The organism is Frigidibacter sp. (assembly GCF_030695035.1).
GTDB lineage: Bacteria > Pseudomonadota > Alphaproteobacteria > Rhodobacterales > Rhodobacteraceae > Frigidibacter.
In genome coordinates this window covers 182,762-208,897 of the sequence record NZ_JAUYTT010000008.1, presented here as the reverse complement: position 1 = coordinate 208,897, position 26,136 = coordinate 182,762, and the positions used below count along the sequence as shown (strand labels likewise).

The 26,136-nt window shown below is 66.8% G+C and carries 25 protein-coding genes and 1 tRNA gene; 6 read left to right on the top strand and 20 right to left on the bottom strand.

All coding sequences use genetic code 11. From position 1 onward, the window contains the following. Window positions 1-32: 32 nt before the first annotated feature. From Q8S30_RS05190 to Q8S30_RS05155, 8 genes are all read right to left on the bottom strand, one after another. On the bottom strand, window positions 33-2,033 hold the full coding sequence (locus Q8S30_RS05190; RefSeq protein ID WP_305664970.1) for an acetyl/propionyl/methylcrotonyl-CoA carboxylase subunit alpha: 2,001 nt from the start codon (window positions 2,031-2,033) through the stop codon (window positions 33-35). Window positions 2,034-2,162: 129 nt separating this feature from the next. Next, the gene (locus Q8S30_RS05185) at window positions 2,163-2,366 is read right to left on the bottom strand and encodes a hypothetical protein (protein WP_305664969.1); all 204 of its coding nucleotides are present in this window, start codon (window positions 2,364-2,366) and stop codon (window positions 2,163-2,165) included. Between the two features lie 192 nt (window positions 2,367-2,558). Then, complete coding sequence (locus Q8S30_RS05180) at window positions 2,559-2,768, bottom strand: hypothetical protein (protein ID WP_305664968.1); 210 nt, start codon at window positions 2,766-2,768, stop codon at window positions 2,559-2,561. Window positions 2,769-3,102: 334 nt separating this feature from the next. Beyond that, the gene (locus Q8S30_RS05175) at window positions 3,103-3,513 is read right to left on the bottom strand and encodes a hypothetical protein (RefSeq protein WP_305664967.1); all 411 of its coding nucleotides are present in this window, start codon (window positions 3,511-3,513) and stop codon (window positions 3,103-3,105) included. Between the two features lie 96 nt (window positions 3,514-3,609). Continuing rightward, window positions 3,610-3,741, bottom strand: a complete 132-nt coding sequence (locus tag Q8S30_RS05170) for a hypothetical protein (RefSeq protein ID WP_305664966.1) — start codon at window positions 3,739-3,741, stop codon at window positions 3,610-3,612. A 208-nt stretch (window positions 3,742-3,949) separates the two neighbouring features. Next, window positions 3,950-4,348, bottom strand: coding sequence for a DUF6497 family protein (locus Q8S30_RS05165; RefSeq protein ID WP_305664965.1), 399 nt, complete (start codon window positions 4,346-4,348; stop codon window positions 3,950-3,952). Window positions 4,349-4,359: 11 nt separating this feature from the next. After that, window positions 4,360-5,892 (bottom strand): acyl-CoA carboxylase subunit beta, encoded by a 1,533-nt coding sequence (locus tag Q8S30_RS05160; protein ID WP_305665664.1) that lies wholly within the window; start codon window positions 5,890-5,892, stop codon window positions 4,360-4,362. 144 nt (window positions 5,893-6,036) lie between these two features. Next, window positions 6,037-7,926, bottom strand: coding sequence for an SLC13 family permease (locus Q8S30_RS05155; RefSeq protein WP_305664964.1), 1,890 nt, complete (start codon window positions 7,924-7,926; stop codon window positions 6,037-6,039). A 190-nt stretch (window positions 7,927-8,116) separates the two neighbouring features. Between Q8S30_RS05155 and Q8S30_RS05150 the strand changes: the two genes are divergently transcribed. After that, the gene (locus Q8S30_RS05150) at window positions 8,117-9,367 is read left to right on the top strand and encodes an Hsp70 family protein (protein ID WP_305664963.1); all 1,251 of its coding nucleotides are present in this window, start codon (window positions 8,117-8,119) and stop codon (window positions 9,365-9,367) included. Between the two features lie 53 nt (window positions 9,368-9,420). Beyond that, complete coding sequence (gene aroQ / locus Q8S30_RS05145) at window positions 9,421-9,855, top strand: type II 3-dehydroquinate dehydratase (RefSeq protein ID WP_305664962.1); 435 nt, start codon at window positions 9,421-9,423, stop codon at window positions 9,853-9,855. 84 nt (window positions 9,856-9,939) lie between these two features. Here the strand turns inward: aroQ and Q8S30_RS05140 are convergent, their stop codons facing one another. From Q8S30_RS05140 to Q8S30_RS05115, 6 genes are all read right to left on the bottom strand, one after another. Further along, on the bottom strand, window positions 9,940-10,557 hold the full coding sequence (locus tag Q8S30_RS05140) for a chloramphenicol acetyltransferase (RefSeq protein ID WP_305664961.1): 618 nt from the start codon (window positions 10,555-10,557) through the stop codon (window positions 9,940-9,942). Between the two features lie 84 nt (window positions 10,558-10,641). Further along, the gene (phnE, locus tag Q8S30_RS05135) at window positions 10,642-11,976 is read right to left on the bottom strand and encodes a phosphonate ABC transporter, permease protein PhnE (RefSeq protein WP_305664960.1); all 1,335 of its coding nucleotides are present in this window, start codon (window positions 11,974-11,976) and stop codon (window positions 10,642-10,644) included. 3 nt (window positions 11,977-11,979) lie between these two features. After that, window positions 11,980-12,804: a phosphonate ABC transporter, permease protein PhnE gene (phnE, locus tag Q8S30_RS05130; RefSeq protein WP_371135471.1), complete on the bottom strand. Its 825-nt coding sequence runs from the start codon at window positions 12,802-12,804 to the stop codon at window positions 11,980-11,982. Window positions 12,805-12,942: 138 nt separating this feature from the next. Then, complete coding sequence (gene phnD / locus Q8S30_RS05125) at window positions 12,943-13,842, bottom strand: phosphonate ABC transporter substrate-binding protein (RefSeq protein ID WP_305664958.1); 900 nt, start codon at window positions 13,840-13,842, stop codon at window positions 12,943-12,945. A 60-nt stretch (window positions 13,843-13,902) separates the two neighbouring features. Beyond that, on the bottom strand, window positions 13,903-14,736 hold the full coding sequence (phnC, locus tag Q8S30_RS05120; RefSeq protein WP_371135445.1) for a phosphonate ABC transporter ATP-binding protein: 834 nt from the start codon (window positions 14,734-14,736) through the stop codon (window positions 13,903-13,905). Window positions 14,737-14,833: 97 nt separating this feature from the next. Beyond that, a complete protein-coding gene (locus Q8S30_RS05115) occupies window positions 14,834-16,054 on the bottom strand; it encodes an MFS transporter (protein WP_305664957.1) in 1,221 nt (406 codons plus the stop codon). Window positions 16,055-16,186: 132 nt separating this feature from the next. Here Q8S30_RS05115 and Q8S30_RS05110 point away from each other — a divergent pair, with 132 nt between their 5' ends. From Q8S30_RS05110 to Q8S30_RS05100, 3 genes are all read left to right on the top strand, one after another. Then, on the top strand, window positions 16,187-17,128 hold the full coding sequence (locus Q8S30_RS05110; RefSeq protein WP_305664956.1) for a LysR family transcriptional regulator: 942 nt from the start codon (window positions 16,187-16,189) through the stop codon (window positions 17,126-17,128). A gap of 103 nt (window positions 17,129-17,231) precedes the next feature. After that, a complete protein-coding gene (locus Q8S30_RS05105) occupies window positions 17,232-17,717 on the top strand; it encodes a flavin reductase family protein (RefSeq protein ID WP_305664955.1) in 486 nt (161 codons plus the stop codon). A gap of 90 nt (window positions 17,718-17,807) precedes the next feature. Next, window positions 17,808-18,164, top strand: coding sequence for an ArsR/SmtB family transcription factor (locus tag Q8S30_RS05100; RefSeq protein WP_371135444.1), 357 nt, complete (start codon window positions 17,808-17,810; stop codon window positions 18,162-18,164). A 25-nt stretch (window positions 18,165-18,189) separates the two neighbouring features. Here the strand turns inward: Q8S30_RS05100 and Q8S30_RS05095 are convergent, their stop codons facing one another. The 6 genes from Q8S30_RS05095 to Q8S30_RS05070 form a co-directional block, all read right to left on the bottom strand. Beyond that, the gene (locus Q8S30_RS05095) at window positions 18,190-21,387 is read right to left on the bottom strand and encodes an efflux RND transporter permease subunit (protein WP_305664954.1); all 3,198 of its coding nucleotides are present in this window, start codon (window positions 21,385-21,387) and stop codon (window positions 18,190-18,192) included. Then, on the bottom strand, window positions 21,380-22,354 hold the full coding sequence (locus tag Q8S30_RS05090) for an efflux RND transporter periplasmic adaptor subunit (RefSeq protein WP_305664953.1): 975 nt from the start codon (window positions 22,352-22,354) through the stop codon (window positions 21,380-21,382). Before Q8S30_RS05090 ends, Q8S30_RS05095 begins: the two co-directional genes overlap by 8 nt. Window positions 22,355-22,464: 110 nt before the next feature. Then, a complete protein-coding gene (locus Q8S30_RS05085; RefSeq protein ID WP_305664952.1) occupies window positions 22,465-22,677 on the bottom strand; it encodes a helix-turn-helix transcriptional regulator in 213 nt (70 codons plus the stop codon). 124 nt (window positions 22,678-22,801) lie between these two features. Beyond that, the gene (locus Q8S30_RS05080; RefSeq protein WP_305664951.1) at window positions 22,802-23,053 is read right to left on the bottom strand and encodes a DUF982 domain-containing protein; all 252 of its coding nucleotides are present in this window, start codon (window positions 23,051-23,053) and stop codon (window positions 22,802-22,804) included. A gap of 155 nt (window positions 23,054-23,208) precedes the next feature. Continuing rightward, window positions 23,209-23,284: transfer RNA gene (locus tag Q8S30_RS05075), tRNA-Thr, on the bottom strand. Window positions 23,285-23,333: 49 nt separating this feature from the next. After that, complete coding sequence (locus Q8S30_RS05070) at window positions 23,334-25,019, bottom strand: iron ABC transporter permease (RefSeq protein WP_305664950.1); 1,686 nt, start codon at window positions 25,017-25,019, stop codon at window positions 23,334-23,336. Between the two features lie 113 nt (window positions 25,020-25,132). Here Q8S30_RS05070 and Q8S30_RS05065 point away from each other — a divergent pair, with 113 nt between their 5' ends. Next, window positions 25,133-26,008 carry a hypothetical protein gene (locus tag Q8S30_RS05065; RefSeq protein ID WP_305664949.1) on the top strand — a complete coding sequence of 292 codons (876 nt, stop codon included), beginning with the start codon at window positions 25,133-25,135 and terminating at the stop codon, window positions 26,006-26,008. The last annotated feature ends 128 nt before the right edge of the window (window positions 26,009-26,136 follow it).

Genomic DNA, 26,136 nt, shown 5'->3' with positions numbered 1-26,136 from the left:
CTCCCCCTGCTGCACCGGCCAACCCGCATGGCTTATTCGAACTCCATGATGACTTCGTCCACCCGCAGGCTCGCGCCCGGCGCGGCGGCGACTTTCTTGACAATGCCCTTGCGTTCGGCGCGCAGGATGTTCTCCATCTTCATGGCCTCGACCGTGGCCAGCGCCTGCCCCTCCTGCACCTCGTCACCCTCGGCGACGTTGATCTTCACGATCAGCCCCGGCATCGGGCAGAGCAGGAATTTCGAGGTGTCGGGCGGCATCTTCTCGGGCATCAGCGCCGCAAGCTCCGCCTGTCGCGGGCTGCGCACATGCACCTTCAGGTCGGCGCCGCGCAGCCGCAGCCGGAAGCCCTGCGGGATCTTGCCGACCTTCAGCACCAGCGGCGTGCCGTCGACATCCAGCCGCGCGAGGCTCTGCCCCGGCACCCAATCCGAAGTGACGCGGTGGCTGCTGCCATCCTCGAACTTGACCGTCGCGCCCTCATGGTCGGCGGCGATGGTCATTGCATAGGCCTCGCCCTGCAGCGCCACCACCCAATCGTCGCCGACATGGCGCTCATGGTTGCCAAGCCGGCCAGAGATGCGGGTGCGCCGGATCTCGGCCACCCGGTGCATCGCGGCGGCGGCGGCGGCCACGCGGCGCAGGGTGCCCGTCGTCAGTGTCGCGCCCTGAAAGCCGTCGGGGTATTCCTCGGCGATGAAGGCCGTGGTGATATCGCCCGACACGAAGCGCGGGTGGTCCATCACTGCGCCCACGAAGGGCAGGTTGTGCCCGATCCCCTCCACCTCGAACGTGTCCAGCGCCAGCCGCATCTCCTCGATGGCGCCGATCCGCGTTGGTGCCCAGGTACACAGCTTGGCGATCATCGGGTCGTAATACATGCTGATCTCGCCGCCCTCGAAGACGCCAGTATCGTTGCGCACCACCGCCTGCGGCGTGCTGCTTTCCACCGGCGGGCGATAGCGGGTCAGCCGCCCGATCGAGGGCAGGAAGTTGCGATAGGGATCCTCGGCGTAAAGCCGGCTTTCCATCGCCCAGCCGTTGATCTTGAGATCCTCCTGCGCGAAGGGCAGCGGCTCGCCCGCGGCGACGCGGATCATCTGCTCCACCAGATCGACGCCGGTGATCAACTCCGTCACCGGATGCTCCACCTGCAGACGGGTGTTCATCTCGAGGAAGTAGAAATTCCGCGCCCCGTCGACGATGAACTCCACCGTCCCGGCGCTGGTATAGCCCACCGCCTTGGCCAGCGCGCAGGCCTGCTCGCCCATCGCCTTGCGGGTCGCCTCGTCCAGGAACGGCGACGGCGCCTCTTCGATGACCTTCTGGTTCCGGCGCTGGATGGAGCACTCCCGCTCATGCAGGTAGACGCAGTTGCCATGCTGGTCGGCCAGCACCTGAATCTCGATATGCCGCGGCTGGGTGACGAATTTCTCGATGAAGATCCGGTCGTCGCCAAAGCTCGCCGCCGCCTCGTTCTTGGACGACTCGAAGCCTTCCTTGACCTCACCCTCGCTCCAGGCGATGCGCATCCCCTTGCCGCCGCCGCCCGCCGAGGCCTTGATCATCACCGGGTAGCCGATCTGGCCCGAGATCTTCACCGCCTCGTCGCCATCCGCGATCAGGCCCATATAGCCCGGCACGGTCGACACCCCCGCCTCCTGCGCCAGCTTCTTCGAGGTGATCTTGTCGCCCATCGCCTCGATCGCTGGCGACGGCGGGCCGATGAACACCACGCCCTCCCTCTCCAGCGCCGCGGCGAAGTTCATGTTCTCGCTCAGGAACCCGTATCCCGGATGCACCGCCTCGGCGCCCGTCTGGCGCACGGCGTCCATGATCTTGTCGATCACGATATAGGACTGCGCCGCCGGCGAGGCCCCGATATGCACCGCCTCATCCGCCATCTTCACATGCAGCGCATTGCGGTCTGCATCCGAATAGACGGCAACCGTCTTGATACCCATCTTGCGGGCAGTCTTGATGACGCGGCAGGCAATCTCGCCCCGGTTGGCGATCAGGATCTTCTTGAACATGGCACTCCCCGTGCGGTGACGTTGCTGCCGCCCGGCAGGGCGCAGGCATGAAAAAGGCCGCCGGGGCGCGATGCCCCGGCAGCCTGAAACTGGTCGCGAACTGAACTGGCGCCGATCAGGCGCCGCAGATCAGCAGAGGTTGACGTCGTCGCAGAGCGCGCCCGCGGCGCCGCCGATGACCGCGCCCTGCACGGCAGAGCCGCCGGTGAGGGCTGCGCCGACACCGCCGATGGAGGCGCCGACCGCGCCGCGTTCAAGGTCATTGCTGCCGCAGGCCGCGACAAGGCCGAGGGCCAGAACAGCGCCGGTAAGGCGGATACGTGTGCTTTGCATGTGGAATGTCCTCCAGTCAGGGAAATGGCTTTCGCAGGCCCAACCCCTGCAGCCGGGGCATGGTTCCCCGCTCGGCACGCCCCGAAACGGCAAGAACCGCCACGCCCCGGAGGCGCAGCGGTTCTGCAAAGGGCCTGTCCGCCCGTTACCGCGCCGAAACGCGCAGCAGGGGCGGTATGATCGCGTGCAGGATCAGTAAGCGCGGCGGCAGATGCCGGCGTCGTCACACAGCGCGCCGGCGCCAGCGCCGAGGGCCGCACCGGTGAGCACGTTATTGTCGGTCGCGTCAGCAATGACCGCGCCCGCAGCAGCCCCGGCGAGCGCCCGGCTGCCATCGGTTTGCATGCAGCCGGCGAGCGCCGACAGACCAATTGCAGCAAGAATGAATTTCGAATTGCGCATGTTGCTCCGCCTCCAGAACGGGTTGTTATGTTGCAACATTCTACCGCATCCGCCGCGCCCGGAAAGCGAATTTCGCGTGAACGCGGCACATAGGCAGGGAGCCGCCGAAAATTCTGCACCCCGACCGAAAAGAGCGGCCCGATCCACAGGGGATCAGGCCGACAGTCAGGGGAAGGGTAACGGTTGCAACGAACCTGGGCGCCCACCTGGCTGGAGACAGGCGCCACATCCAAAGCATGCCGCGCGCGCCCTGCCCGATCAACCGCCACGGCACCCAGGCCCGCGTCATGCGCGGGATGGTGCCAAAGGGCTGTGGGGCACGGCGCAAACACGCTTATTCGTCCTCGTCCATGTCGTCGTAATCGTCGTCTTCCTCGAAGCCGAAATCTTCGGCATCCGCGGCAAAGACCTGCGGGAAGGACGCCTGCGCGATCTTGAGGTTGATCTTCAGCAGCGCTTCATAGCTGGAGGGGTCGAACGGGTCCTCGGCCGGCACCACCTCGCGCCCGAACAGCCAGGACAGGCGGCCGGCATCAAGATTGCCCCGCTCGAACGGCTCTTCGCCGAAATGGGCCCAGAGTGCGGCCATGAAGCCGGCATCGGCCTTGCGGTCGGCAGGGCTGCGGTCGCGGAATCGCTCGCGCCGGATGATCTTGGTCGGGCCCTTCTTCTTGACGGCCCGGCGAATGACGAACTGGAAGTCGGTGCTGGGAAGACGGCCAGGAAAGCCGCGATGTTTCAGCATGGGATGCTCTCCGCATTTGCTCGGCTGTGGCCGGCGGGCGCGGGAGCGACCGATTGGGCGGCCGCCGTCACCCGGACGGCGGCCAGCCCGGGATCGTTACTTGTATTTGCCGGTGTAGACAGGCTCGGCCGAAACCATCGGCTGATCGACATACACGACTTCTTCTTTCTTGGCGCAGGCAGCCACGAACGCCACGAGGGCGACCGCGAGCAAAGCTTTTTTCGACATGATATTCTCCTGTTTTTTGTTATGGAGGGGGCCTCACACTCCCCCGCCTGCCTCATTTCCGCGATACAGGTCACTTGAGACTGACCAGCGTTCATTCTACCGGATACCGGGGCGCAGGGACAGCCCGTCGCCAGCAAAATGGCGGAATGTGGCCGCGAAGACTCATGTGCCGCGGCGCAGCGGAACGGGACGGACGGCAAGGCGTGCATCAGAACATCTCCCATTCGCAGACATCGCCCGCCGGGCGGTAGGCTTCGAAGAATTGCACCGCCTCCAGGTCCGTCTGCCCGAAAGGGATGTCCCGGTCGGCCAGCGATATCACCACCTGCGAGGGTTGCGGCCCGATGTCGGAAAGCCGGGGCAGCGCGAAGGTCTCGCAGAGCCAGATCATGTCCTCGGCCGCCGTCTCGAACGCCACATCGCCGGAAATCGCAGGGGCCAGGAACCGGAACCGCGCCGTGAGGCCCTCCGGCCCCGGCGCGCCATGCACTGTCTCCATCCAGGTGACCGCCATGCCCGAGGGCGTGACGATCTCCTCTGCCGCCGCAGCGGCACTGGCCAGCATCACAATGCCCATGACGATCCACCGAACAATCTCTGGCCGCACGCCCTACCCCCTTACAGCGGAATGTTGTCGTGCTTTTTCCACGGGTTGGTCAGCTTCTTGCTGCGCAGGCTGGCAAAGGCCCGCGCCACGCGCTTGCGGGTCGACCGCGGCTGGATCACCTCGTCGATGAAGCCCTTCTCGGCCGCCACGAACGGGTTGGCGAAACGGTCCTCGTAATCCTTCACCCGCGCCGCGATCTTCTCCGGTTCCCCCAATTCGCTGCGATACAGGATCTCGACCGCGCCCTTGGCGCCCATCACCGCAATCTCGGCCGTGGGCCAAGCATAGTTGAAATCGCCGCGCAGATGCTTGGAGGCCATCACGTCATAGGCCCCGCCATAGGCCTTGCGGGTGATGACCGTGACCTTCGGCACCGTCGCCTCACCATAGGCGAACAGCAGCTTGGCCCCGTGCTTGATGACGCCGCCATATTCCTGCCCCGTGCCCGGCAGGAAGCCCGGCACATCGACGAAGGTCAGGATCGGCACCTCGAACGCATCGCAGAAGCGCACAAACCGCGCGGCCTTGCGGCTGCTATCGATATCCAGGCACCCGGCCAACACCATCGGCTGGTTCGCCACCACGCCGACCGTCTGCCCCTCGATGCGGATGAAGCCGGTGATGATGTTTCCGGCGAAATCCTTCTGGATCTCGTAGAAATCGCCCTCATCCGCGGTCTTCAGGATCAGCTCGCGCATGTCATAGGGCTGGTTCGGGTTGTCGGGGATCAGCGTATCAAGGCTGTCCTCGATCCGCCCCGGCTCGTCGAAGAATGGGCGCACCGGGGCCTTCTCGCGGTTGTTCAGCGGCAGGAAGTCGAACAGCCGCCGCACCTCGGCCAGCGCCTCCACGTCATTTTCAAACGCGCCATCGGCGACCGAGGATTTCTTGGTGTGCGTCGACGCCCCGCCCAGTTCCTCGGCGGTGACGATCTCGTTCGTCACCGTCTTCACCACGTCGGGGCCGGTCACGAACATGTAGGACGTGTCCTTCACCATGAAGATGAAGTCGGTCATCGCCGGGGAATAGACCGCGCCGCCCGCACAGGGCCCCATGATGAGCGAAATCTGCGGCACCACGCCCGAGGCCATGATGTTGCGCTGGAACACGTCGGCATAGCCCGCAAGGCTGGCCACACCCTCCTGGATCCGCGCCCCGCCGCTATCGTTGATCCCGATCACCGGCGCGCCGTTCTGCATCGCCATGTCCATGATCTTGCAGATCTTCTGGGCGTGGGTTTCCGACAGCGACCCGCCGAACACCGTGAAATCCTGACTGAACACATAGACCATGCGGCCATTGATCGTGCCCCAGCCGGTCACCACGCCATCGCCTGCGGGCCGATCCTGTTCCATCCCGAAATCGGTGCAGCGGTGGCGCACGAACATGTCGAACTCTTCGAACGAGCCCTCGTCCAGCAGCAGCTCGATCCGCTCGCGCGCGGTCAGCTTGCCCTTGGCGTGCTGCGCGTCGATCCGGCGCTGGCCCCCGCCCAGACGGGCGTCGGCGCGGCGGTCTTCCAGCTGTTGCAGGATGTCTTTCATCATGTCCCCCCGGGCGATGGTTGCCATGCTTGCACGCATGGCGATTTCGGGCACCCTATACGCGCACCCGCGCCGCACAAAGCGGTTTCCAGAAAATTTGCAAAGCATTGGCAGCATTCACTACGCAAATTGCAAATTTGCGAACTACAGCGGCCAGACCACCAGCAGCAGCGGCAGGCTGACGACGATCACCAACAGCTCCAGCGGCAGGCCCAGCTTCCAGTAATCGCCAAAGCGAAAGCCGCCGGGGCCCAGGATCAGCGTGTTGTTCTGGTGCCCGATCGGCGTCAGGAACGCGCAGGACGACCCGATAGCCACCGCCATCAGGAAGCTGTCCGGATTGACCCCCAAGGTAGAGGCGATGCCAAGCGCAACCGGGCACAGCACCGCAGCCGTGGCGGCATTGTTCATCACATCCGACAGCGTCATCGTGACGATCAGCACCACCGCCAGCGCCGCAATGGCATTGCCCTGCGCGATATTCTCCACCAGGAACCGCGACAGCAGATCCGCCGCGCCCGTCGTCTGCATCGCCCCCGCCACCGGGATCAGCGCCGCCAGCAGCACGACCACCGGCCAGTCGATGGAGGTGTAGATCTGCCGCAGCGGCACGGTCTTGGCCAGCATCGTCGCCAGCAGCGCCAGCGCAAAGGCCGCGGCGGCCGGCAGCAGCCCCAGCGTCACCACCAGCACCGCGATCAGCATGATCGCGCCGGCAATGATCGCCATCCGCTTGTCGGGAATGCGCAACTCGCGCTCCCCCAGCGGCACGCAGCCGCTCTCGTTGATGAAATCCGACATCACCTCGGCCGGCCCCTGCATCAGCAGCAGGTCGCCCGATTGCAGCTTCAGCTCGCGCAGGCGCGAGCGCGGCGGCTGATGCGCGCGCGACACCGCCAGCAGGTTGAGGCCAAAGCGCGTGCGCAGCTTCAGGTCGCTGGCAGACCGCCCGACGATGGTCGAGGAGGGCAGCACCGCCAGCTCGCGCAGCACGATCTCCTCATCCCGCTCGGCGCTGGCCTTCGCCTCGGCCACCTCTGCGTCCTCTTCCCCCCTCGCCTCACCCGGTGCCACATCGGTCAGCGCCTCCGACACCTCTGCCGCCTGCTCCTCCGCCTGACCCTTCTTGGCCTTGTCGGCCGCCGGCTTCTGCTCCTCCAGCTTGATCCCGAAGACCGACAGCGCCTCGGCCAGCGCGCCGACATCGGCCAGCAGCATCAGCACGTCATTCTCGCGGATGATCCGCCCGCCATGCGGCGCTGTCATCCGCACCTCATTGCGCACGATGGTCACGATCTGCGCGCCGCTGGCCTCGATCTCGTGTTCAAAGGCGCGCAGGGTCAGACCCACCGCCTTGCTTTTCGCCGGGATCCGCACCTCGGTCATGTAGCTGCCGGTATCGAAGCCCGCGCCGCCCGCAGGCTTGCGCGCCGGCACCAGCCGCCAGCCGACGAGCGCCACGAACAGCACCCCCAGCACCGCGACCGCCACGCCCACCGGGGCAAAGTCGAACATCTGGAACGGCGCGCCACCCGCCTCGCGCCGGAAGCCCGACACGATCAGGTTGGGCGGCGTGCCCACCAGCGTCGTCATCCCGCCCAGGATGGTGCCAAAGGCCAGCGGCATCAGGATCTGCCCCGGCGTCAGGTTCAGCCGGCCCGACAGCTGCACCGCAATCGGCATCAGCAGCGCCATCGCGCCCACATTGTTCATGAAGCCCGACAGCGCCGCCCCCAGCCCCATCAACGCCACAAGGCTGACCGTCCGCCCTGCGTTGCGCGGCAGCACAGAGCGCGCCAGCCAATCCACCGCGCCGGTATTCTGCAACCCCTGACTCAGCACCAGCACGCAAGCGACGGTGATCACCGCCGGATGCCCGAACCCGGTAAAGGCCGTATCGGCAGGCACCACCCCTGCCAGCACGCAGGCCATCAGCGAGGCCAGCGCCACCACGTCATGCCGGAACCTCCCCCACAGAAACAGCCCCAGCGTGGCCACCAGAATCAGGGAAATCAGTATTTGGGGAAGGGTCATCATGCGCCTATGGTCAGAGCTCTGGTGGGGAAAACGATCCAAGACTGTCCAAAGTTTCAACACTTTGTGTTGCAGGCGCCGCGCCGCCCACCGGCGGCACCGGCTGCGCCCGCCACGCCTTTACACCGCCGCCCCGCTGCGATAGCCAGCCCGCCTTCACAGGGCAGATTGGCAAGGCAGGGGCACGAAGATGCAAGCAGTTTCATGCGGGATCGACTTCGGCACCTCCAACTCCACCCTCGCCCTAGCGGATGCCTCCGGCGCCCGGCTGGTCGCATTGGAGGGCAACCACGTCACCCTGCCCTCGGCAGTGTTCTGGGATGCCGAGGGCGCGCCGCCCCTCTTCGGCCGCGCCGCCATCGCCGCCTATGTCGAGGGTGAGGAGGGCCGGCTGATGCGCGGCCTCAAAAGCACGCTCGGCTCTGCGCTGATCCATGAGAAGACCCGCGTCGGCAACCGCGCCATCGCCTTCACCGATGTTCTGGGCCGGTTCTTCGGCCATCTGCGCGCCCGGCTCGACGCGACGGGCGGCGAGGGCATCGACCGCGCCGTGCTCGGCCGCCCTGTGCATTTCGTCGATGGCGATGCCGCGGGGGATGCAGCCGCGCAGGACGTGCTGGAGGGGCTGGCCCGCAAGATCGGCCTGAACGAGGTCGCCTTCCAATACGAACCCATCGCCGCCGCGCTCCACTACGAACAAGGCATCGCCCGCGAGGAGCTGGTGCTGATCGTCGATATCGGCGGCGGCACCTCGGACTTCTCCATCGTCCGCGTGTCACCCGAGCGGGCCCGCAGCGCCGACCGACAGGCCGACATCCTCGCCAATGACGGGGTCCGCGTCGGCGGTACCGATTTCGACCGGCTGCTGAGCCTTGCCGAGGTGATGCCGCTCCTCGGCTACAACCAGCCCACCCGCACCGGCACCCTGCCCCGCCACTATTTCCTCGACCTCGCCACCTGGCACCGCATCAACGCGCTCTATGCCCAAGGCGTGACCAATGATCTCAAAGCCCTGCGCAAGATCGCCTCGGAGCCGGAGCGGCTGGACCGGATGATCCGCGTCGTCACCACCCGCGCCGGCCACGCGCTGGCGATGGCGGTGGAGGCGGCGAAGATCACGCTGACCAGCGCACCCGAGGCCACGGTGCGCATCGCCGACCTCACCGGCGGCCCCGACACGCTGGCGACGCGCGCAGGCTTCGAAGCCGCCATCGCCCCGCCGCTGGAGCGGGTCTCGGCCGCGATCCGCGCCACCCTCGCCCAGGCGGGCCTGCAGCCCGAGGCCATCGGCACCGTCTTCCTCACCGGTGGCTCCAGCAGCCTGCCCGCTCTGCGCGCCGCCGTGACGGCGATCCTGCCGGAGGCCCCCATCGCCAGCGGCGACGATTTCGGCAGCGTCGGCACCGGCCTCGCCCTCGACGCCCGCCGGAGGTTCGGCTGACTTGCGCCGCGGCGCGCTTTCCCCGACAGTCCGGGGCAAAAGCGGAGAGAGACATGCCCGAGATCCTGATCCTGAACGGACCCAACCTGAACCTTCTGGGCAAGCGCCAGCCCGAGATCTATGGGCGCGAGACGCTGGCCGATGTCGAGGCCGCCTGCGCCGCCATTGCCGGGGCCGCCGGCGCAAGCATCACCCTGCGCCAGTCCAACTCCGAGGCGCAGCTGATCGACTGGATCCACCAGGCCCGCGAAACCGCCGCCGGGATCATCATCAACCCCGCCGCCTTCACCCATACCTCGGTCGCGATCTACGACGCGCTGAACGCCTTCGAAGGGCCGGTGATCGAGGTCCACATCTCCAACGTCCACAAGCGCGAAAGCTTCCGCCACCACTCCTATGTCAGCCTGCGCGCCGAGGGGGTGATCGCGGGCTGCGGGGTGCAGGGGTATGAACTGGCGCTGGCGCGGGTGTTGCGGCTGATCGGGTAGGAAGAAGGGGGGCTGTCTGCCCCCCTCTTGGCGCTTCGCGCCAATTCACCCCCCGAGGATATTTCCGAAAAAGCAAAGCGGCAGTCAGCCGCCATAGGCCTCCAGAAACGCTTCGGCCGGGAGGGCGCGGAAATCGTCCAGCGCGGCGCGCAGGCGGTCATGCGGCCAGTCCCACCAGGCCAGTGCCAGCAGGCGGCCCGCGATGGCGGGCGTGAAGCGCTCGCGCAGCGGCACCGCAGGCACCCCGGCGACGATCATGTAGGGCGCGACGTCGCGGGTGACGACGGCCCCGGCCGCGACGATGGCGCCGTGGCCGATGGTCACCTCGGGCTTGATGATCGCGCCATGGCCGATCCAGGTGTCATGGCCAATGGTCGTGCGCCGCGCCCGCCGCCGCTCGAAGAACGCGGCATCGGGGGTGGTGTCATCCCAGTACTCAGCCGAGCGATAGAGGAAATGGTGCAGGCTCGCATTGCCCATCGGATGGTCGGTCGGACCGATCCGGGTCAGCGCCGCGATATTGGCGAACTTGCCGATGCTGGTATTGGCGATATCCGCCATCCGGTCGCAATAGCTGTAATCGTCGAAGCTGCTATAGGCGACGCGGCTCAGCTTGCCGATCTCGCAGAACCGCCCGAACTGCGCCTCCACGATCTCGCAGCCCTCATGGATCAGCGGCTCATGTTCGGACAGTTTCGGCATCGCGTCCCCTTGTGGCCGGGGATGCCCGACCAATTCACTTTACATATGGCATCCGCATGGGTTCTGCATGCTTTCCAGATGCGCTCAGCCCTGGATCAGCTTGCGCCGCAACCAGCCCGAGAAGCTGTCCATCGCCATGACCATGACCAGGATCAGGATGATGTAATAGCTCACCTCCTCCCAATCCTTCTGAGTGGTGATCGCCTGGGTCAGCAGCAGGCCGATGCCGCCGCCGGTAATCGCGCCGATCACGGTGGCCGAGCGGGTGTTCGACTCGAGGTAGTAGAGCACCTGGCTGAGCAGCACCGGCATGATCTGCGGGATCACCCCGAAGCGGTAGCGCAGCGCCGGTTTCGCGCCGGTGGAGGCCAGGCCCTCGATCTGCTTGTCATCGACGTTCTCCAGCGCCTCGGAGAACATCTTGCCGAAGCTGCCGGTATCGGTGATGGCGATAGCCAGCGCCCCGGTCAGCGGCCCGGGGCCGAAGGCGCGCGACAGGATGATGGTCCAGATCAGCCCGTCCACCCCGCGCACGAAGTCGAAGAACCGCCGCGCCACCTGCCGCACCGCCACGAAGGGCGAGAAGTTCGACGCCGCAAGGAAGGCCAGCGGCAGGGCCACGATTGCCGCCGACATGGTGCCGAGGAAAGCCATCAGGATCGTCTCGAAAATCGCCCAGAGCACATCGCCATGCCGCCACATCTGGTTGTTCCAGAAAGAGCCGACGATATTGGCGAAGTTGGAGCGCTCGGGGTCCACGCGCTCGCCGCTGAGCGAGAGAGCCGCCAGCTCGCCGAAGGACTTGCCGTAGAAGGGGCTGTCGAGGGTGAACCAGAACAGCTCCCATCCCCATTGATAGCGGAACACCTCGGTCCGGGCGCGGGTCATCGACAGGCGGCCGCCATCGGTTGTGATCGAGACGCGGGTGCCGGAGGCGTTGATCCAGTCCGGCACCTGACCATCCGGGGTGGTGAGGTCCACGCCCCCGCCCGCCAGCGCGATGTCGACCGTGCCATAGCCGGGATAGGTATAGCTGACGCGGTCGCGGCCGGTCATCGTGACCGAATGGCCGTGCTTCAGCTCGATCTGCGTCACGTCCCCGGCCCGGGTTACCCAATCCGGCGACATGCCTTCGGGGTAGAGCCCCTTGGCCTCGCCTTCGATGGCGATGCGGATATCGCCCGAGCGGTTGTCGCGCGAGACATGGGTCTTGTGACTGACAAAGTCGGACAGCAGGATCCGGGCATTGTCCATGCGCGCGCGCTCGGCGATCCCCATGAAATCGAAGGCGAAGAACACGTAGATGAAATAGGCCAGGATCGCGGCCGGCGCGGCGAAGGCGATCAGCCGCTTGCGTGCGATCAGCCGGGTGACGGTCGGCAGCACGTCCTGTGCAGCAGTGGCGGTGGCAATGGTCATGGCTCAGTGCCCCTTCACAAGCTTGTCGCGGAAATGGCTCGAGGTCTGGTCCACCACCACGATGGTCAGGAACAGCACGATGAAGATGGCGACGACCTGGTCGTAGCGGCCGTGCCCCCATTGCATCGCCAGCTTCAGGTCATGGCCAATGCCGCCCTCGCCGACGAAACCGAGAATTGCCGAGGCGCGGATGTTGATCTCGAACCGCAGCAACGCATAGGACAGCCAGTTCGGCGCGACCTGCGGCAGCACGCCGAGGATCATGCGCTGGATCCAGGTTGCGCCGACGGATTGCAGCCCTTCGACCGGCTTCAGGTCTGCATTCTCGGCCACTTCGGAAAAGAGCTTGCCGAGCGCGCCCGCGGTGTGCAGGGCGATGGCGATCATCGCCGGCACCGGGCCGCCGCCAAGGATGAAGATCAGGATCAGCGCGACCACGATCTCGGGGAAGGCGCGCAGCGTGTCCATCACCCGGCGGATCAGGCCGATCATGCCGGGCCAGCGGGCCAGGCCGCGCGTCGCCAGCAGCGCGAAGACGCCGCCCACCAACGCGCCGACCAGGGTCGCGGCCAGCGCGATGTTCAGCGTCTCGATCAGCGAGGGGACGGCGTTCAGCATCAAGCCCGGCAGCGCCGCCGCGTTCGCCGCGGCCTCGTTGACGACTTCGGAGGGGAACTGGAAGATGTTGGTGATGCCGTTCCAGAAGCCGCCGGCATTGCGGTCGTCCGCCACGAGAAAGCCCGAGGCCATCAGCGCGATGAACACGACGAGGATCAGCCCGCCATACATCCGCTTGCGGCGGACCATCGCCATGTAGCTGTCCTGCATCTGGCGCAGGTTGGCGGGGCTGTGCAGGGTCGCGTCGCTCAAGGGCGATCCTCCGGCAAGGAATAGGCGGGTGGTCAGGAAGAGACGGGCGGAAAAGCAACGGGCGGGGATGTTGCCACCCCCGCCCGCAGGATGCGATTATTCCGAAGCCTTGCGGACCGCGATGATCGACTCGTAGGCGTCATGCGTGATCGGGGTGAAGCCCGAGGTGTCGCCGGCAGCCATGTTGTAGGCGCACTGCGGATCCTTGGCGTGCAGTTCAGCCAGGAAGCCCACAACCTTTTCCTTCACGTCGGCCGGCAGGTCGCGGCGCAGAACGATCGGGCCTTCCGGGATCTCTTTCGATTTCCAGATCTCGACCAGGTCGTTCATGTCGATCAGGCCGGAGTCAACGGCCTTGCGCAGCGCGCCCGAGTTGTAGCCGTCTTCCCAGTTGCCCTGGCCGTCGGCCCAGGTCACGCCGGCATCCACGTCACCGTTGTTCACGGCAACGATGGTCTGCTCATGGCCGCCCACGAAGCGCACTTCGCTGAAGTAGTCGCCCGATTCCATCGTCGCGCCGATCTCGGCGGGGATCTCGACCGAGGGGATCAGATAGCCCGAGGTGGAGTTCGGGTCGCCGAAGGCAAAGACCTTGCCCTTCATGTCGGCCAGCGAGGTGATGCCCCGGTCCTTGCGGGCGAAGCCGATCGAATGGTAGCCGACCGAACCGTCGAGGTTGGTCTTGACCATGACGACGTCGAGGGCTTCCGGGTTGGTCAGGTAGGCCTTGGCATAGGCCGAGGCGCCGAGCCAGGCCATGTCGATGGTGCCGCCGAGCAGGCCCTGGATCACGCCGTCATAGTCGGCGGGGGTGAACAGCTTGGTCTCGACACCCAGCAGGTCCGACACATAGGCGCGGACGCATTCGTTCGAGGTCATCCGGTCCTGGGCGTTTTCGCCGCCCAGGATGCCGATGCGGAATTCGGTGATTTCCTGGGCAGCAGCCGGGGCGACCAGCGCCGAGGTGGCCAGAACGGCAGCAAGGATTTTCTTCATCGTGGTTCTCCGGGTGAGTGAGACCGCCGCCCCCCACGGGCTCGGCGGGTGGAACGAAACTCAGTTGGTCAGCAGCCGCGCGGCATAGGCGTCATCGGCCGAGGCATCCGGCTCCAGCGCCTCGATCGAGGTCGAGGTGGCGGATTCCGAGAAGTTCTCGTCGGCGCCATAGATCTCGCGGGCGGCGGCGGTGGTGAGGAGGTCGGGCGTGCCGTCGAACACGATCCGGCCGCCGCGCATCCCGATCACCCGGTCGCAATAGCGGCGGGCGGTATCCAGCGTGTGCAGGTTGGCGATGACGGTGCGGCCATCCTCGTCATGGATACGGCGCAGGGCATCCATCACCACTTGCGCGTTCATCGGATCGAGGCTGGCGATGGGCTCATCCGCGAGGATGATCTTGGGATCCTGCATCAGCGCCCGGGCAATCGCCACGCGCTGCTGCTGGCCGCCCGACAGCGCCTCGGCGCGCTTCGGCGCCTGCTCGGCGATGCCGAGGCGGTCGAGGATGTCGATGGCGCGGTTGATATCGGCGGTCGGCCAGAGGTTGAACATCGTCGTCATCGTGCCGCGGCGGTTCAGAAGCCCGTGCAGCACGTTCGACACCACGTCCATCCGCGGCACCAGGTTGAACTGCTGGAAGATCATCGCGCACTGGCTCTGCCAGGCGCGCTTCTCGGCGCCCTTCAGCGCCAGCACGTCGCGGCCCTCGAACAGCAGCCGGCCTTCGGTGGCGTCCGTCAGCCGGTTCATCATGCGCAGGAAGGTGGATTTCCCCGCGCCCGACCGGCCGATGATGCCGATCATCCCCGGGCGTTCGACCGAAAAGGTTGCATTATCCACGGCCGTATTGCGGCCGAATACCTTGGTCACGCCCTCGACGCTGATCAGCATGAAGCCCCCTGTCTTGCTCGGGGCGGTGCTAAGCCTTGGGGGTCACGCAGATGCTACAGATTTGCGAATGTTTGATGACGAACCCCCTGCCCCGGCGTCACACGTCGGCCCAGGCCCTGCGGCGACCCGAACCCTCATGCCAGGCACGCAAACCAAGCGCGATCCCGATGACCAGCAGCGCCACCGACAGCGCCAGAAACGCGCCGCTGATCCCGAAGTTTGCCACCAGCGGTGCCGAGACCAGCGGCGAGGCGAACTGCCCGGCGAAGAAGCTGGTGGTGAGCAGCCCCGCCGCCCGGCCCCGCGCCGCGGGCGGCACCTTGGCCATCAGATAGGTGCTGTAATTTGGCATCGCCGGGCCCATCCCGGCCCCCGCGATCATCCCGCCAAGGGCTACGCCCCAGAGGCTGCCTGACTGCGACACGGTGAAGAGCCCAACCGCCATCAACCCGAAGCTGGCTGCAAAGATCGCCATTTCCGAAAGATACCGGCGGATCTTGCCATACATCAGCGCGCCCGGCACCGAGGTGACCATCACCCCCGCCATCACCAGCCCGACGATCAGCGAGTTGGTCACCCCGATCTCGGCCAGACGGAACGGTACCCGCGTCGGCATCACGTAGAAGGTCGCCATGAACAGGAAGGACAGCCCGCCGACAAAGGCGAAGGTCGACCAGGGAAAGCCAACCGGCGCGCGATCCCCGGCGATGGGCGCCGCCGGCTGCACCCGGCGGGCGTATGGCCAAAGCGCGGTCAGCGCCAGCGCCGCAATCGGCAGCGCCAGCAGATACACCCCGAAGGCCCCCCGCCAGTGCAGCGCCGCAAGCGCGCCCCCCAGCAGCATCACCACCACGCCGCCTCCCGACATCGAGGCGCCCTGCAGCCCCATGAACCGCGCCCGCGCCTCGCCCTGCCACAGGTCAGCGGCATAGGCCATCGCCAGCGTCATGCTGCCCGCGACGCCGATCCCCAGCAGCAGGCGGCCCATCAGCAACTGCGGCAGCGTCTCGGCCACCAGCCCCGACCCGCCGCCAATGGCATAGACCGCGGTGGCAAAGGCCAGCAGCAACCGCCTGTCCATCCGGTCCGCCAGATAGCCGAACAGCCCCGCCGTCAGGATCACCGACAGCGACGGCAAGGTCAGGATCAGCGCCGACAGCGTCTCGATCCCGTCGGCATCGGCGAAATGCGCCTTGAGTCCCGGCAGAGACGGCGAAATCGTGGCATTGGCCATGATCGTCATCGAGGCGACAAGCAGCACGGCGACGGTGACGAGCCGTCCCGGTGCCTGCGGCACTGGCATGGTGGATGTGGTCATTGGGGGCAGTCCTGTTGGGGCCAGCGAGGCATAGCAAAGCCAGCCGCCGCCAGAGAGGTTCCTTGCACCCAATTTAAGGTCAGGGCATGATACTGCACAAGACCCGCATCATTGGAAGGCTTGTGCAGATATATGGACAATGACCTCGACCTCTCAGCCGTCCGCGCCTTCCGGTCGGTCGCGCGCGAAGGCTCCTTCTCCAACGCCGCGCGGGCCTTGCGGGTGCCGAAATCCACCGTCTCCAAACGGGTGCGCGATCTGGAAGACCGGCTTGGCGTGCGCCTGATCGAGCGCACCACCCGCCAGCTGCGGCTGACCGCCGAGGGCGAGGTGCTGGTGGCCCGCGCCGACCGGCTGCTGAGCGAGGCCGAAGACATCCGCCGCGCGCTGAGCGATTCCGGCTCGGCCCCGCGGGGGCACCTGCGCATCGCGGTGCCGCAGATGTTCGGGCAGCTGATCATGGGCCGGGTCGGCGCTGCGCTCCGCGCCCGGCACCCGGATATCACGCTGGAATGCGTCTTCCTCGACCGGCCGCCCGACATGCTGGAAGAGGGCTTCGATGGCGTCCTGCGCGTCGGCCCGCTGGAAGACAGCAGCCACGGGGCCCGGCGGCTTGGCGAGGCGGCGGCGGTGCTGGTCGCCCCGCCCGGCCTGCAGGGGCTGGCGGACCTGCAAGAGCCCGAGGATATCGCCCGCTTCCCCGTCGTCGGTGTGACCCCGGCCTATTGGGGCAGCTGGGATTTCGTGCGCGCCTCGGACGGTGCGTCGCGGCAGGTGGTGCCGGTGCCGGCGCTGAGCCTCGGATCGGCGCTGGCGATCCGCGAGGCGGTGATGGCGGGCGCAGGCCTTTCGCTGCTGCCCTATCTGCTGGTCGGGCCCGATCTGCAATCCGGACGGCTGATCCGGCTTTTGCCAGAGTGGGAAGGAAACCGGAAAGAGATCTCGTTCGTATATCCTTCACCTCAATCGGCGACGGCGCGGCTGCGGGCCTTCATCGACGTTCTGGTGGAGGAGTTGCGCAACCCTGCCAATGCCTGGATCCCCGTGCCGCCGACCAAGCCCGGGCGGGGTTGACGGGAGAGGGGCATCCGGCGACAGACGGCACAGGAACAAAGGCGGCAGGCATGACACGATCCCAGCACACCCCGGCAGCGCGCCTTGGCAAGGACAGCCGCGCATGAGCGCCCCCTCCCCCGCCGCGCTGGCCCTGCGCGAGGCGCTTGGGCGCTACGCCACCGGCGTGACCATCGTCACCACCGAAGGCCCGCAAGGCCCGGTTGGCATCACCGCCAACAGCTTCACCTCGCTGTCGCTGGACCCGCCGTTGGTGCTGTGGTGCCCGGCCCGCACCTCCTCGCGCTTCGCGGCCTTCGCCGGCGCGAGCCACTACGCAATCCATGTGCTGGGCTCGGATCAGCTGGAGCTCTGCCGCCGCTTCGCCCGCTCCGGCGCCGATTTCGACAGCATTCCGCTCGAGGCCACGCCCGAGGGCCAGCCGCTGCTGCCCGGCTGCCTCGCCCGTTTCGATTGCCGCGCCCATGCGGTGCATGAGGGCGGCGATCATGCGATTCTGGTGGGAGAGGTGCTGCGCGCGACAACCACCACCGGCGATCCCCTGCTGTTCTGGGGCGGGCGCTATGGCGATTTCCTGCATCACGGTTAGGCGATTTCGGCCCGGCAGGGCTTTGCATGCCCGTCAGGCAGTAGCAATCCGCCGCTGAAATGCTAGATACGTAAAAACCCGGGGTTTTTCATGCTGATCGACGAACGCACCGACCAAGACGCCAATGCCGCCTGCCCTCCGCTCGATGCCGAGGATATGATGGCGCGTGCGCAGGATGCCTCCAACCTGCTCAAGGCGCTGGCGCATGAAGGGCGGCTGATGATCCTGTGCCACCTGTCCGCCGGCGAGAAATCGGTGACAGAGCTGGAAACCCTGCTCTCCTCGCGGCAGGCGGCGGTCAGCCAGCAACTGGCACGGCTGCGCATGGAAGGGCTGGTCGCGGCCCGGCGTGAGGGCAAGGCGATCTATTACTCGCTGAGCGACCCCAAGGCCGCGCGGCTGGTCGGGATGCTCTACGAGATGTTCTGCGCCCCCGACGCCGCCTGAGGCGGCATCGGAGGCCAAAGGTGCCTCAGGTGCGGAACACCCGGTAGATCGCCGGGATCACCAGCACCGTCAGCAGCGTTGAGCTCAGCAGCCCGAACAGCAGCGACAGCGCCAGCCCCTGGAAGATCGGGTCAGCCAGGATCACCACCGCCCCGATCATCGCCGCCACCGCGGTCAGCAGGATCGGCTTGAAGCGGATCGCCCCCGCCTCGATCAGGATATCGACCTTGCTCTTGCCGGTCGGGTCGGCATGGCGGATGAAATCCACCAGCAGGATCGAGTTCCTCACGATGATGCCGGCCAGCGCGATGAAGCCGATCATCGAGGGGGCCGAGAACGGCGCGCTGAACAGCCAGTGCCCGCCCATGATGCCCATGAAGGTCAGCGGGATCGGCGTCAGGATCACCAGCGGCAGTCGGAAGCTGCCGAACTGCGCCACGACCAGGATGTAGATCCCCAGCAGCGCCACGCCAAAGGCCGCGCCCATGTCGCGGAAGGTGACCCATGTCACCTCCCATTCACCATCCCACAGCAGCGTCACCACCTGCTCATCCTCGGGCTGGCCGTTGAGGCGCACCACGGGGCGCTCTCCCTCGCCCCAGTCGATGCCGTCCAGCAACTCGCCCACGGCGATCATGCCATAGAGCGGCGCCTCGAAATCCCCCGCAAGCTCTGCCTGCACCATCTCGGCCTCGCGGCCATTGTGGCGGAAGACCGGGAAGCTGGCGCGTTCCTCGGTGATCTGCACCACGTCGCCAAGCTCCACCACGCCCCGCGCGCCCGGCAGCAGGTTCGCCGGGATCGGGGTGGACAGCGCCGCCTCGTCCAGCACCCGCGCGCCCTTGGCCCGCTCCACGATGATCGGGATCGGCTGGCGCCCCTCGCCCCTGTGCGAGTACCCGACCGTCGTGCTGCCGTTCAGGATTTGCAGCGTGTCGAAGACATCGGCCTCCTGCACCTCGAAGAACTCCAGCTCGTCCTGGCCGATGGTCGCGCGCAGCCGGCGCGGCTGTTCCCCGAAACTGTCATCGACATCGACGATGAAGGGCACCGCCTCGAAGGCCGCCCTGATCTTCGCGGCAGCGGCGCGGCGGGTTTCGGCATCGGGGCCATAGACCTCGGCCAGCAGGGTCGACATCACCGGCGGGCCGGGCGGCGGCTCCACCGTCTTCAGCACCGTGCCGGGCGGCAGCGCCAGCGCGTCCAGCCGGTTGCGCAGGTCCAAGGCGATGGCATGGCTGCTGCGCTCCCTCTCGCCCCGGGCAGAGAGGGTGATCTGCACCTCGCCCAGGTGCGGCTTCTCGCGCAGGTAGTAGTGGCGCACGAGGCCGTTGAAGTTGAAGGGGGCCGAGGTCCCGGCATGGGTCTGCACCGACAGCACCTCTGGCAGGTCCAGCGCCGCGCGGGCTACGTCCTGCGCCACGGCATCGGTCGCCTCGACGCTCGCGCCCTCGGGCAGGTCGATCACGACCGCCAGTTCCGACTTGTTGTCGAAGGGCAGCAGCTTGACCGTCACATCGCGGGTGTAAAGCAGCGCCAGCGAGCCGAAGGACAGCACGACCGTGACCAGCAAGAAGGTCAGCGAGCGCGCCTTGGTGGCCAGGATCGGGCGCGCCACGGCGGCATAGATCCGGCCGAGCCGGCCGCCGGGGGCGCCACCGTCATCGTGGTGCAACGGCGCGCGGCCAGCGATCTTGACCATCAGCCAGGGCGTTACGATCACCGCCACGAAGAAGGAAAAGATCATCGCCGCGCTGGCATTGGCGGGGATCGGGCTCATGTAGGGCCCCATCATCCCCGACACGAAGAGCATCGGCAGCAGCGCCGCGACCACGGTCAACGTGGCAACGATGGTGGGATTGCCGACCTCGGCCACCGCCTCGATGGCCTTGTGGATCCGGTCCCCCGGCCCCTTCATGCCCCAGTGACGCGCGATATTCTCGATCACCACGATGGCATCGTCAACGAGGATGCCGATGGAGAAGATCAGCGCGAACAGGCTGACCCGGTTCAGCGTGTAGCCCATGATCCAGGCGGAAAACAGCGTCAGCAGGATCGTCACCGGGATGACGATGGCGACCACGATCCCCTCGCGCCAGCCGATGGCCAGCAGCACCAGCGCGATGATCGACACGGTGGCCAGACCAAGGTGGAACAGCAGCTCGTTGGATTTCTCGTTCGCCGTCTCGCCATAGTCGCGGGTGACGTGGACCTCGATCCCCTCGGGGATCAGATGCCCCTTCGCCATCTCGACCTTGTGCAGGATTGCCTCGGCCACCACCACGGCATTGGCCCCGGCGCGCTTGGCAATCGCCAGCGTCACCGCCGGGCTGCGGGACAGGGCGCCATCCTCGGCGCGGGTGACATTGGCGACGATATGATCCGAGGTATCGGCCACAAACTCCACATCCGCGACATCGCCCACATAGACCGGGCGGCCATCACGCGCAGTCAGCAGCAGCGCTGCAATCTCGGCTGGCGCGGTCAACGTGGCGCCAGCGACAAGGTCGATCTGCTCGCCACTGTCACGCAGCCGGCCGGTGGAGAAGGCGCGGTTGGCCTGCTGCACCTTGTCCGAAAGCTGTTGCAGCGTCACGCCATACATCGCCAGCCGCTCGGGATCGGGCGCGATGCGGATCGCCTCGGGCGCCTCGCCGACGAGATAGGTCAGGCCCACATCCTCGACCTTCATCAGGTCGGCCCGCAGCTCGCGGGCAACGCGGGTCAGGTCGTTTGCGCCGATGCCCGGTGCAGCCGTTAGCGTCAGCGCCACGATCGCCACATCGTCGATGCCGCGCCCCACCACCAGCGGCTCGGGGATGCCCTGCGGCAGCCGGTCGATATTGGCGCGGATCTTCTCATGAACCCGCAGGATCGCGGTGTCGGAATCGGTGCCGACCACAAAGCGCACCATCACCAGCGCGCCATCGTCATCGGTCTGCGAATAGACATGCTCGACGCCGGAGATGCCCTTGACGATGGTCTCCAGCGGTTCGGTCACCAGCTTCACCGCATCTTCGGCGCGCAGGCCCGGCGCGCTGAGGTGGATGTCGACCATCGGGACGGAGATTTGCGGCTCCTCCTCGCGCGGCAGGCTGATCAGCGCGACCAGCCCCACCGCCAGCGCCGCCACGATGAACAGCGGCGTCAGCGAGGAGCGGATGAAGGCGCGGGTCAGGCCGCCGGCAAGCCCAAGCGGTCCGCGGAACGGGGCTTCACTCATCGCCGGTCACCACCGCGTCGCCGGCGGCAAGGCCGGTCAGAACCTCGACCATGTCGGCGCCATCCAGTTGGTGGGCGCCTCCCAGAACCACGGTGCGTTCGACGATATCCTCACCCACCGCCACGCGGACGAAGTCGAGCCCTGAACGGGTGGAGACGGCGCCCTCTGGCACCAGCAGCGCCTCACGGTTGCCCATCGGCAGGCGGACCAGCACCCGCGCCTCGACAAAGGCCGCGTCCAGCCCCGGCACATCGACATCGGCGATCACACGGCCATTCTCGATTTGCGGATAGACCTTGACCAGATTGCCCTCCGCCGGGCCCGTCGCCGTCTCAATGCCAATCGCCGCGCCCTCGGCCAGCAGCGCGGCATGGCGCTCCGGAACGGCAAGGCGCAGGAAGAACCCGCCGCCGCCAATGGTCGCCACTTCCTCGCCCGCCATCACCACCGCGCCGCGGGTTTGCGGCACCGCCAGAACCCGGCCTGATACCGGCGCCAGAACCGTGCCCTCGGCCCCCTGCTGCTCCACCATCTGGCGCTCGGCCTGCTGCGCCGCGATCTGGCCTGTCAGCACGTCAAGCTGGGTGCGCAGCGCATCCAGCCGCTGCGCGGTGCTGACACCGCGGGCCAGCAGTTCCTCGCCCCGGGTCAGCTCCGCCTGCGCATTCTCCTGCTGCGCGCGCAGGGCCTGCAGCTGCGCGTCGATGGCGCCGATCTGGAAGCCCAGTTTCTGATCCTCGATCTCGGCAATCGGCTGGCCGGCCTGCACCGTATCGCCCTCGGTCACCGTCACTTCGATGAGTGTACCCCCCAGCCGCGCCCGCGCCGGAATGGTGTCCCGCGCTTCGATCCGGCCCGAGACCGCCTTCCAGTCGGTCACCACTTGCGGCGCCAGCACCAGCGTGTCGGCGCGGGCGGGCAGCGCGGCGGCAAAAGCCAGCAGCGCGGTCAGCATCAGGGCTCGCATGGGGTGATCCTTCCAGACATATATTCCGAGACATGAATGTGATGGCTCGGGCGGCAGAGTCAATATCTGCCGGATATGTAAGTCTATACCAGAATCGGGGGGGCGCGGCGCTATTCGCGCAGATCGACGATCTTGACCCGCAGCACCTGAGCAAGAGCATTGAGCTCCCCCAGCGTCGGACGGTGGCAGCGGGTTTCGATGGCCCGCACGACCGTCGGTTCAAAGTCGGCAATCCGCGCCAGTTGCTCGACCGACAGGCCCGCAGCGCCACGGGCCGCGGTCAGCGGGTGGTCTGGTCTGTAAAGGCGCCTGTCATCATGCATGGGTGCACCGGGTCGGTAAGCTAGACGAACGAACTTACTCGCGAAAAGTTCCGCCGGGTGCAAGTGATATTTCAGCTAGAGGGGTTTTCAGCCATAATCTGCCTGCGGAAACTGCGCCAAAGGCTCAGTTCCCCACCACCCTCAGGCCACCTTCCCGCGCGGCGGCAACAAAAGCACTGCGGGCGACTTCGCCCTCGACAAGGCCGGTAATCGCAAACAGGTTGATCCGACGGGCTTCGGAAATCTTCTGGCCCTCGACACCGGGCCAACGGTCGGCGCGCATCAGAACCTCGGCCTGTGCGGGGCCGCGGATAGACAGGATATCGGCGCCACCCTGATCGCGAGCAAGCCGCACCGCCTTGTTCCAGTCTGCCATAGCGCCGTCTCCCCAACCGCAACCAACACCGCCGCGCACCCGAATGTCTGCGACTGGAGGTACTTTAGCGCAGACGGCGCCCGCGCGCATCCTGTCCAAAAGGTCAGGTGCCGCGGTGCGGCGCAGTGGCGGAGTGTCTATCGGCAAAGTGGATGTGGTGCCCCCAGAGAGACTCGAACTCCCGACCCTCTGATTACAAATCAGACGCTCTACCAGCTGAGCTATAGGGGCACGGTGTCGCAGATAGCCCGCGGCGCGCGGCCTTGCAAGAGTGTCGCGCTTACCTTGTCCGTGCCGGTGCGATGTTCGCCCGCGCCAGCAAGGCCACCGCCACGAGGCCGACCGCGATCACCAGCAGGGCGGCCGGTGAGGCGTCGCCGAGATTCTCGAGGCTGGCCTTCTCATGCGTGCGCGTTGCCAGCGTCTCATAGTTGAAGGGGCGCAGCAGCATCGTCGCCGGCAGTTCCTTGACGCAATCGACAAAAACCAGCAGCAGGGCCGAGCCGATGGTGCCCTTCATCAGCGGCAAATAGACCGCGGCCAGCGCACCGCCCGCATTCTTACCCAGCGAGCGCGCCGCCATCGGCAATGAGGGAGACACGCGCCCGAAGGCCGCATCCGCCGCCCCCTGCGCGATGGCAAAGAACCGCACCACATAGGCCAGCACGATGGCGCTGGCGGTGCCGGTCAGCATCAGCCCCGGATCGGTGCCGGTCAGCGCCAGCCAGCCATCTGCCAGCCGGTGATCGAGCGCGGCGAGGGGAATCAGCAGCCCCACCGCCAGCACAGCCCCCGGCGCAGCATAGCCAAGCGCCGTGAAGGGCATCAGCAGCCGCGGCGTTGCGCGCCCGGTCAGCCGCACGCCATAGACCATGAACAGCGCCGCTGCGACGGTCAGCACCGCCGCGATGCCGCCGGTGGTCAGCGTATGCATCAGCGCGCGGGCAAGGCCGGGCGAGACCCAGGCCTCGGGGTTCGCCGCGGCATGGAAGCCCATCACCGCCACCGGCAGCACGAACCCCAGCACGAAGGGAACAAGGCACAGTGCCATCGCCAGCCAGGCCTGCATCCCCGTCAGCGACACCCGCGCCACCGGCCGCGGCTGGCGCGCTGACTGGTAGTAGCGCAGCCGCCGCCGCGACAGCTTTTCCAGCGCGACAAGTGCGAAGACGAGGCTGAGGATCAGGCAGGCGATCTGCGCGGCGCCGCCGGCATTGCCCATCTCCAGCCATGTCGTGAACACACCTGTGGTCAGCGTCTGCACCGAGAAATAGCTGACCACGCCGTAATCCGCGACCGTCTCCATCATCACGATGGCGGCGCCCGCAGCGATGGCGGGGCGCGCCAGCGGCAAACCGACGCGCCAGAACAGCCCCAGCGGCCCGGCGCCAAGGGCGCGTGCGACCTCATAGGCGCCGGCGGGCTGTTCGCGGAAGGCCGCCCGCGCCAGCAGATAGACATAGGGGTAGAGCGCCGCCGCCAGCACCACCACCGCCCCGCCCCGGGTCTTGACCGCCGGGAACCAGTAATCGCGGGACGAGGCCCAACCGAAACTCTCGCGCAGCGCGATCTGCACCGGGCCGGAATACTCCAGGAAATCCACCAGCGCATAGGCGCCCACATAGGCCGGAATCGCGAGAGGAAGCAGCAAGAGCCACTCCAGTGCGCCCGACAGAGGGAAACGATACATCGCGATCAGCCAAGCCGCCCCTGCCCCCACCGCCGCCGCCAACGCGCCAGTGCCAAGCGCGAGAACCGCGGTATTGGTCAGGTAGCGCGGCAGGGTAGTGGCCACCAGATGCGGCCAGATATTCTCGGTCGGGTTGAAGGCCAGCCAGATCACCGACAGGATCGGCAGCGCCACCAGCGCCGCAATCAGCGCCGCGCCAGCAGACCAAAGCCCGGCGCCGGCCGCGCGGGCCTCTTGCCGCCGGATCGGCTGGGTCTGATGCTCGGCGCTTGTCATGGCGCAGGCGATACAGGAATGCCGTTTCCCTGTCCAGAAATCGCCGTATATAGCGGGCACAAGAACGCACGGGCACAGCAGAAGATAACAGAAGACAACGGGCGGAACAGGCAATGCAGGTCGTCTATCACCTCGGGGCACATTCCACCGATGAAGAGCGTCTGGTGCGCGGGCTTTTGCGCGCCAAGGGGCCGCTGGCCGCGCAGGGCGTGATTGTGCCCGGCCCCGGCCGCTATCGCCCGGTGCTGCGCGAAACCATGATCAAGCTGAAGGGCGCCCCCGCCAGCCGCGAAGTGCAGGAGGTGCTGCTGGACGCCGTGGTGGATGCCGATCATGTGGAGCGTCTGGTGTTCAGCAACGAGCTGTTCATCTGCATCCCGCAAAAAGCGATCACGGAAGGCGCGTTCTACCCGATGGCGGCCCGCAAGGTTGCCGCCATGTCGAACCTGTTTCCCGATGACGAATGCGAGTTCCACATGGCGCTGCGCAATCCCGCCACGCTGATCCCGGCGCTGCTGGGGCGCGTCAAGGGCCTGAGCTACGAGGAGTTCATGGGCTCGGCCGAGCCGATGCAGATCCGTTGGGCGCCGGTGGTGCAGCGGATCCTGGCCGCGGCGCCGGGCCGGACCCTGACGCTGTGGTGCAACGAGGATACCCCGCTGATCTGGCCCGAGGTGCTGCGGAGCGTCGCTGGCGTCGGCCCCGATTTTGCGCTGGCGGCCGATACCGATGTGCTGGCGACCATCATGACCGAGGACGGGCTGAAGCGGCTGGACAGCTATCTGGCCAGCCACCCGCCGGCAAATGTCGACCAGCGCCGCAAGATCGTGTCGGCCTTCCTATCGAAGTTTGCCAAGCCAGAAGAGCTGGAGGTAGAGGTGGCGCTGCCCGGCTGGACCGAGGATCTGGTCGAAGAGATCACCGAGGCCTATGACCACGACGTTGCCGAGATCGCGGCGATGCCGGGTGTGCGCTTCCTCGCACCCTGAGCACCCTTTCGCCTCACCGCCCCCGCCGCTGGTGCGTCGCAGGCTGACCGCCGCCGATTTCGGCGCAGAACCACGCATTGCAAGGAACGTCCGGCGTTGGCGCGGGTTCTGTCTGCAAAGGTTTCCAT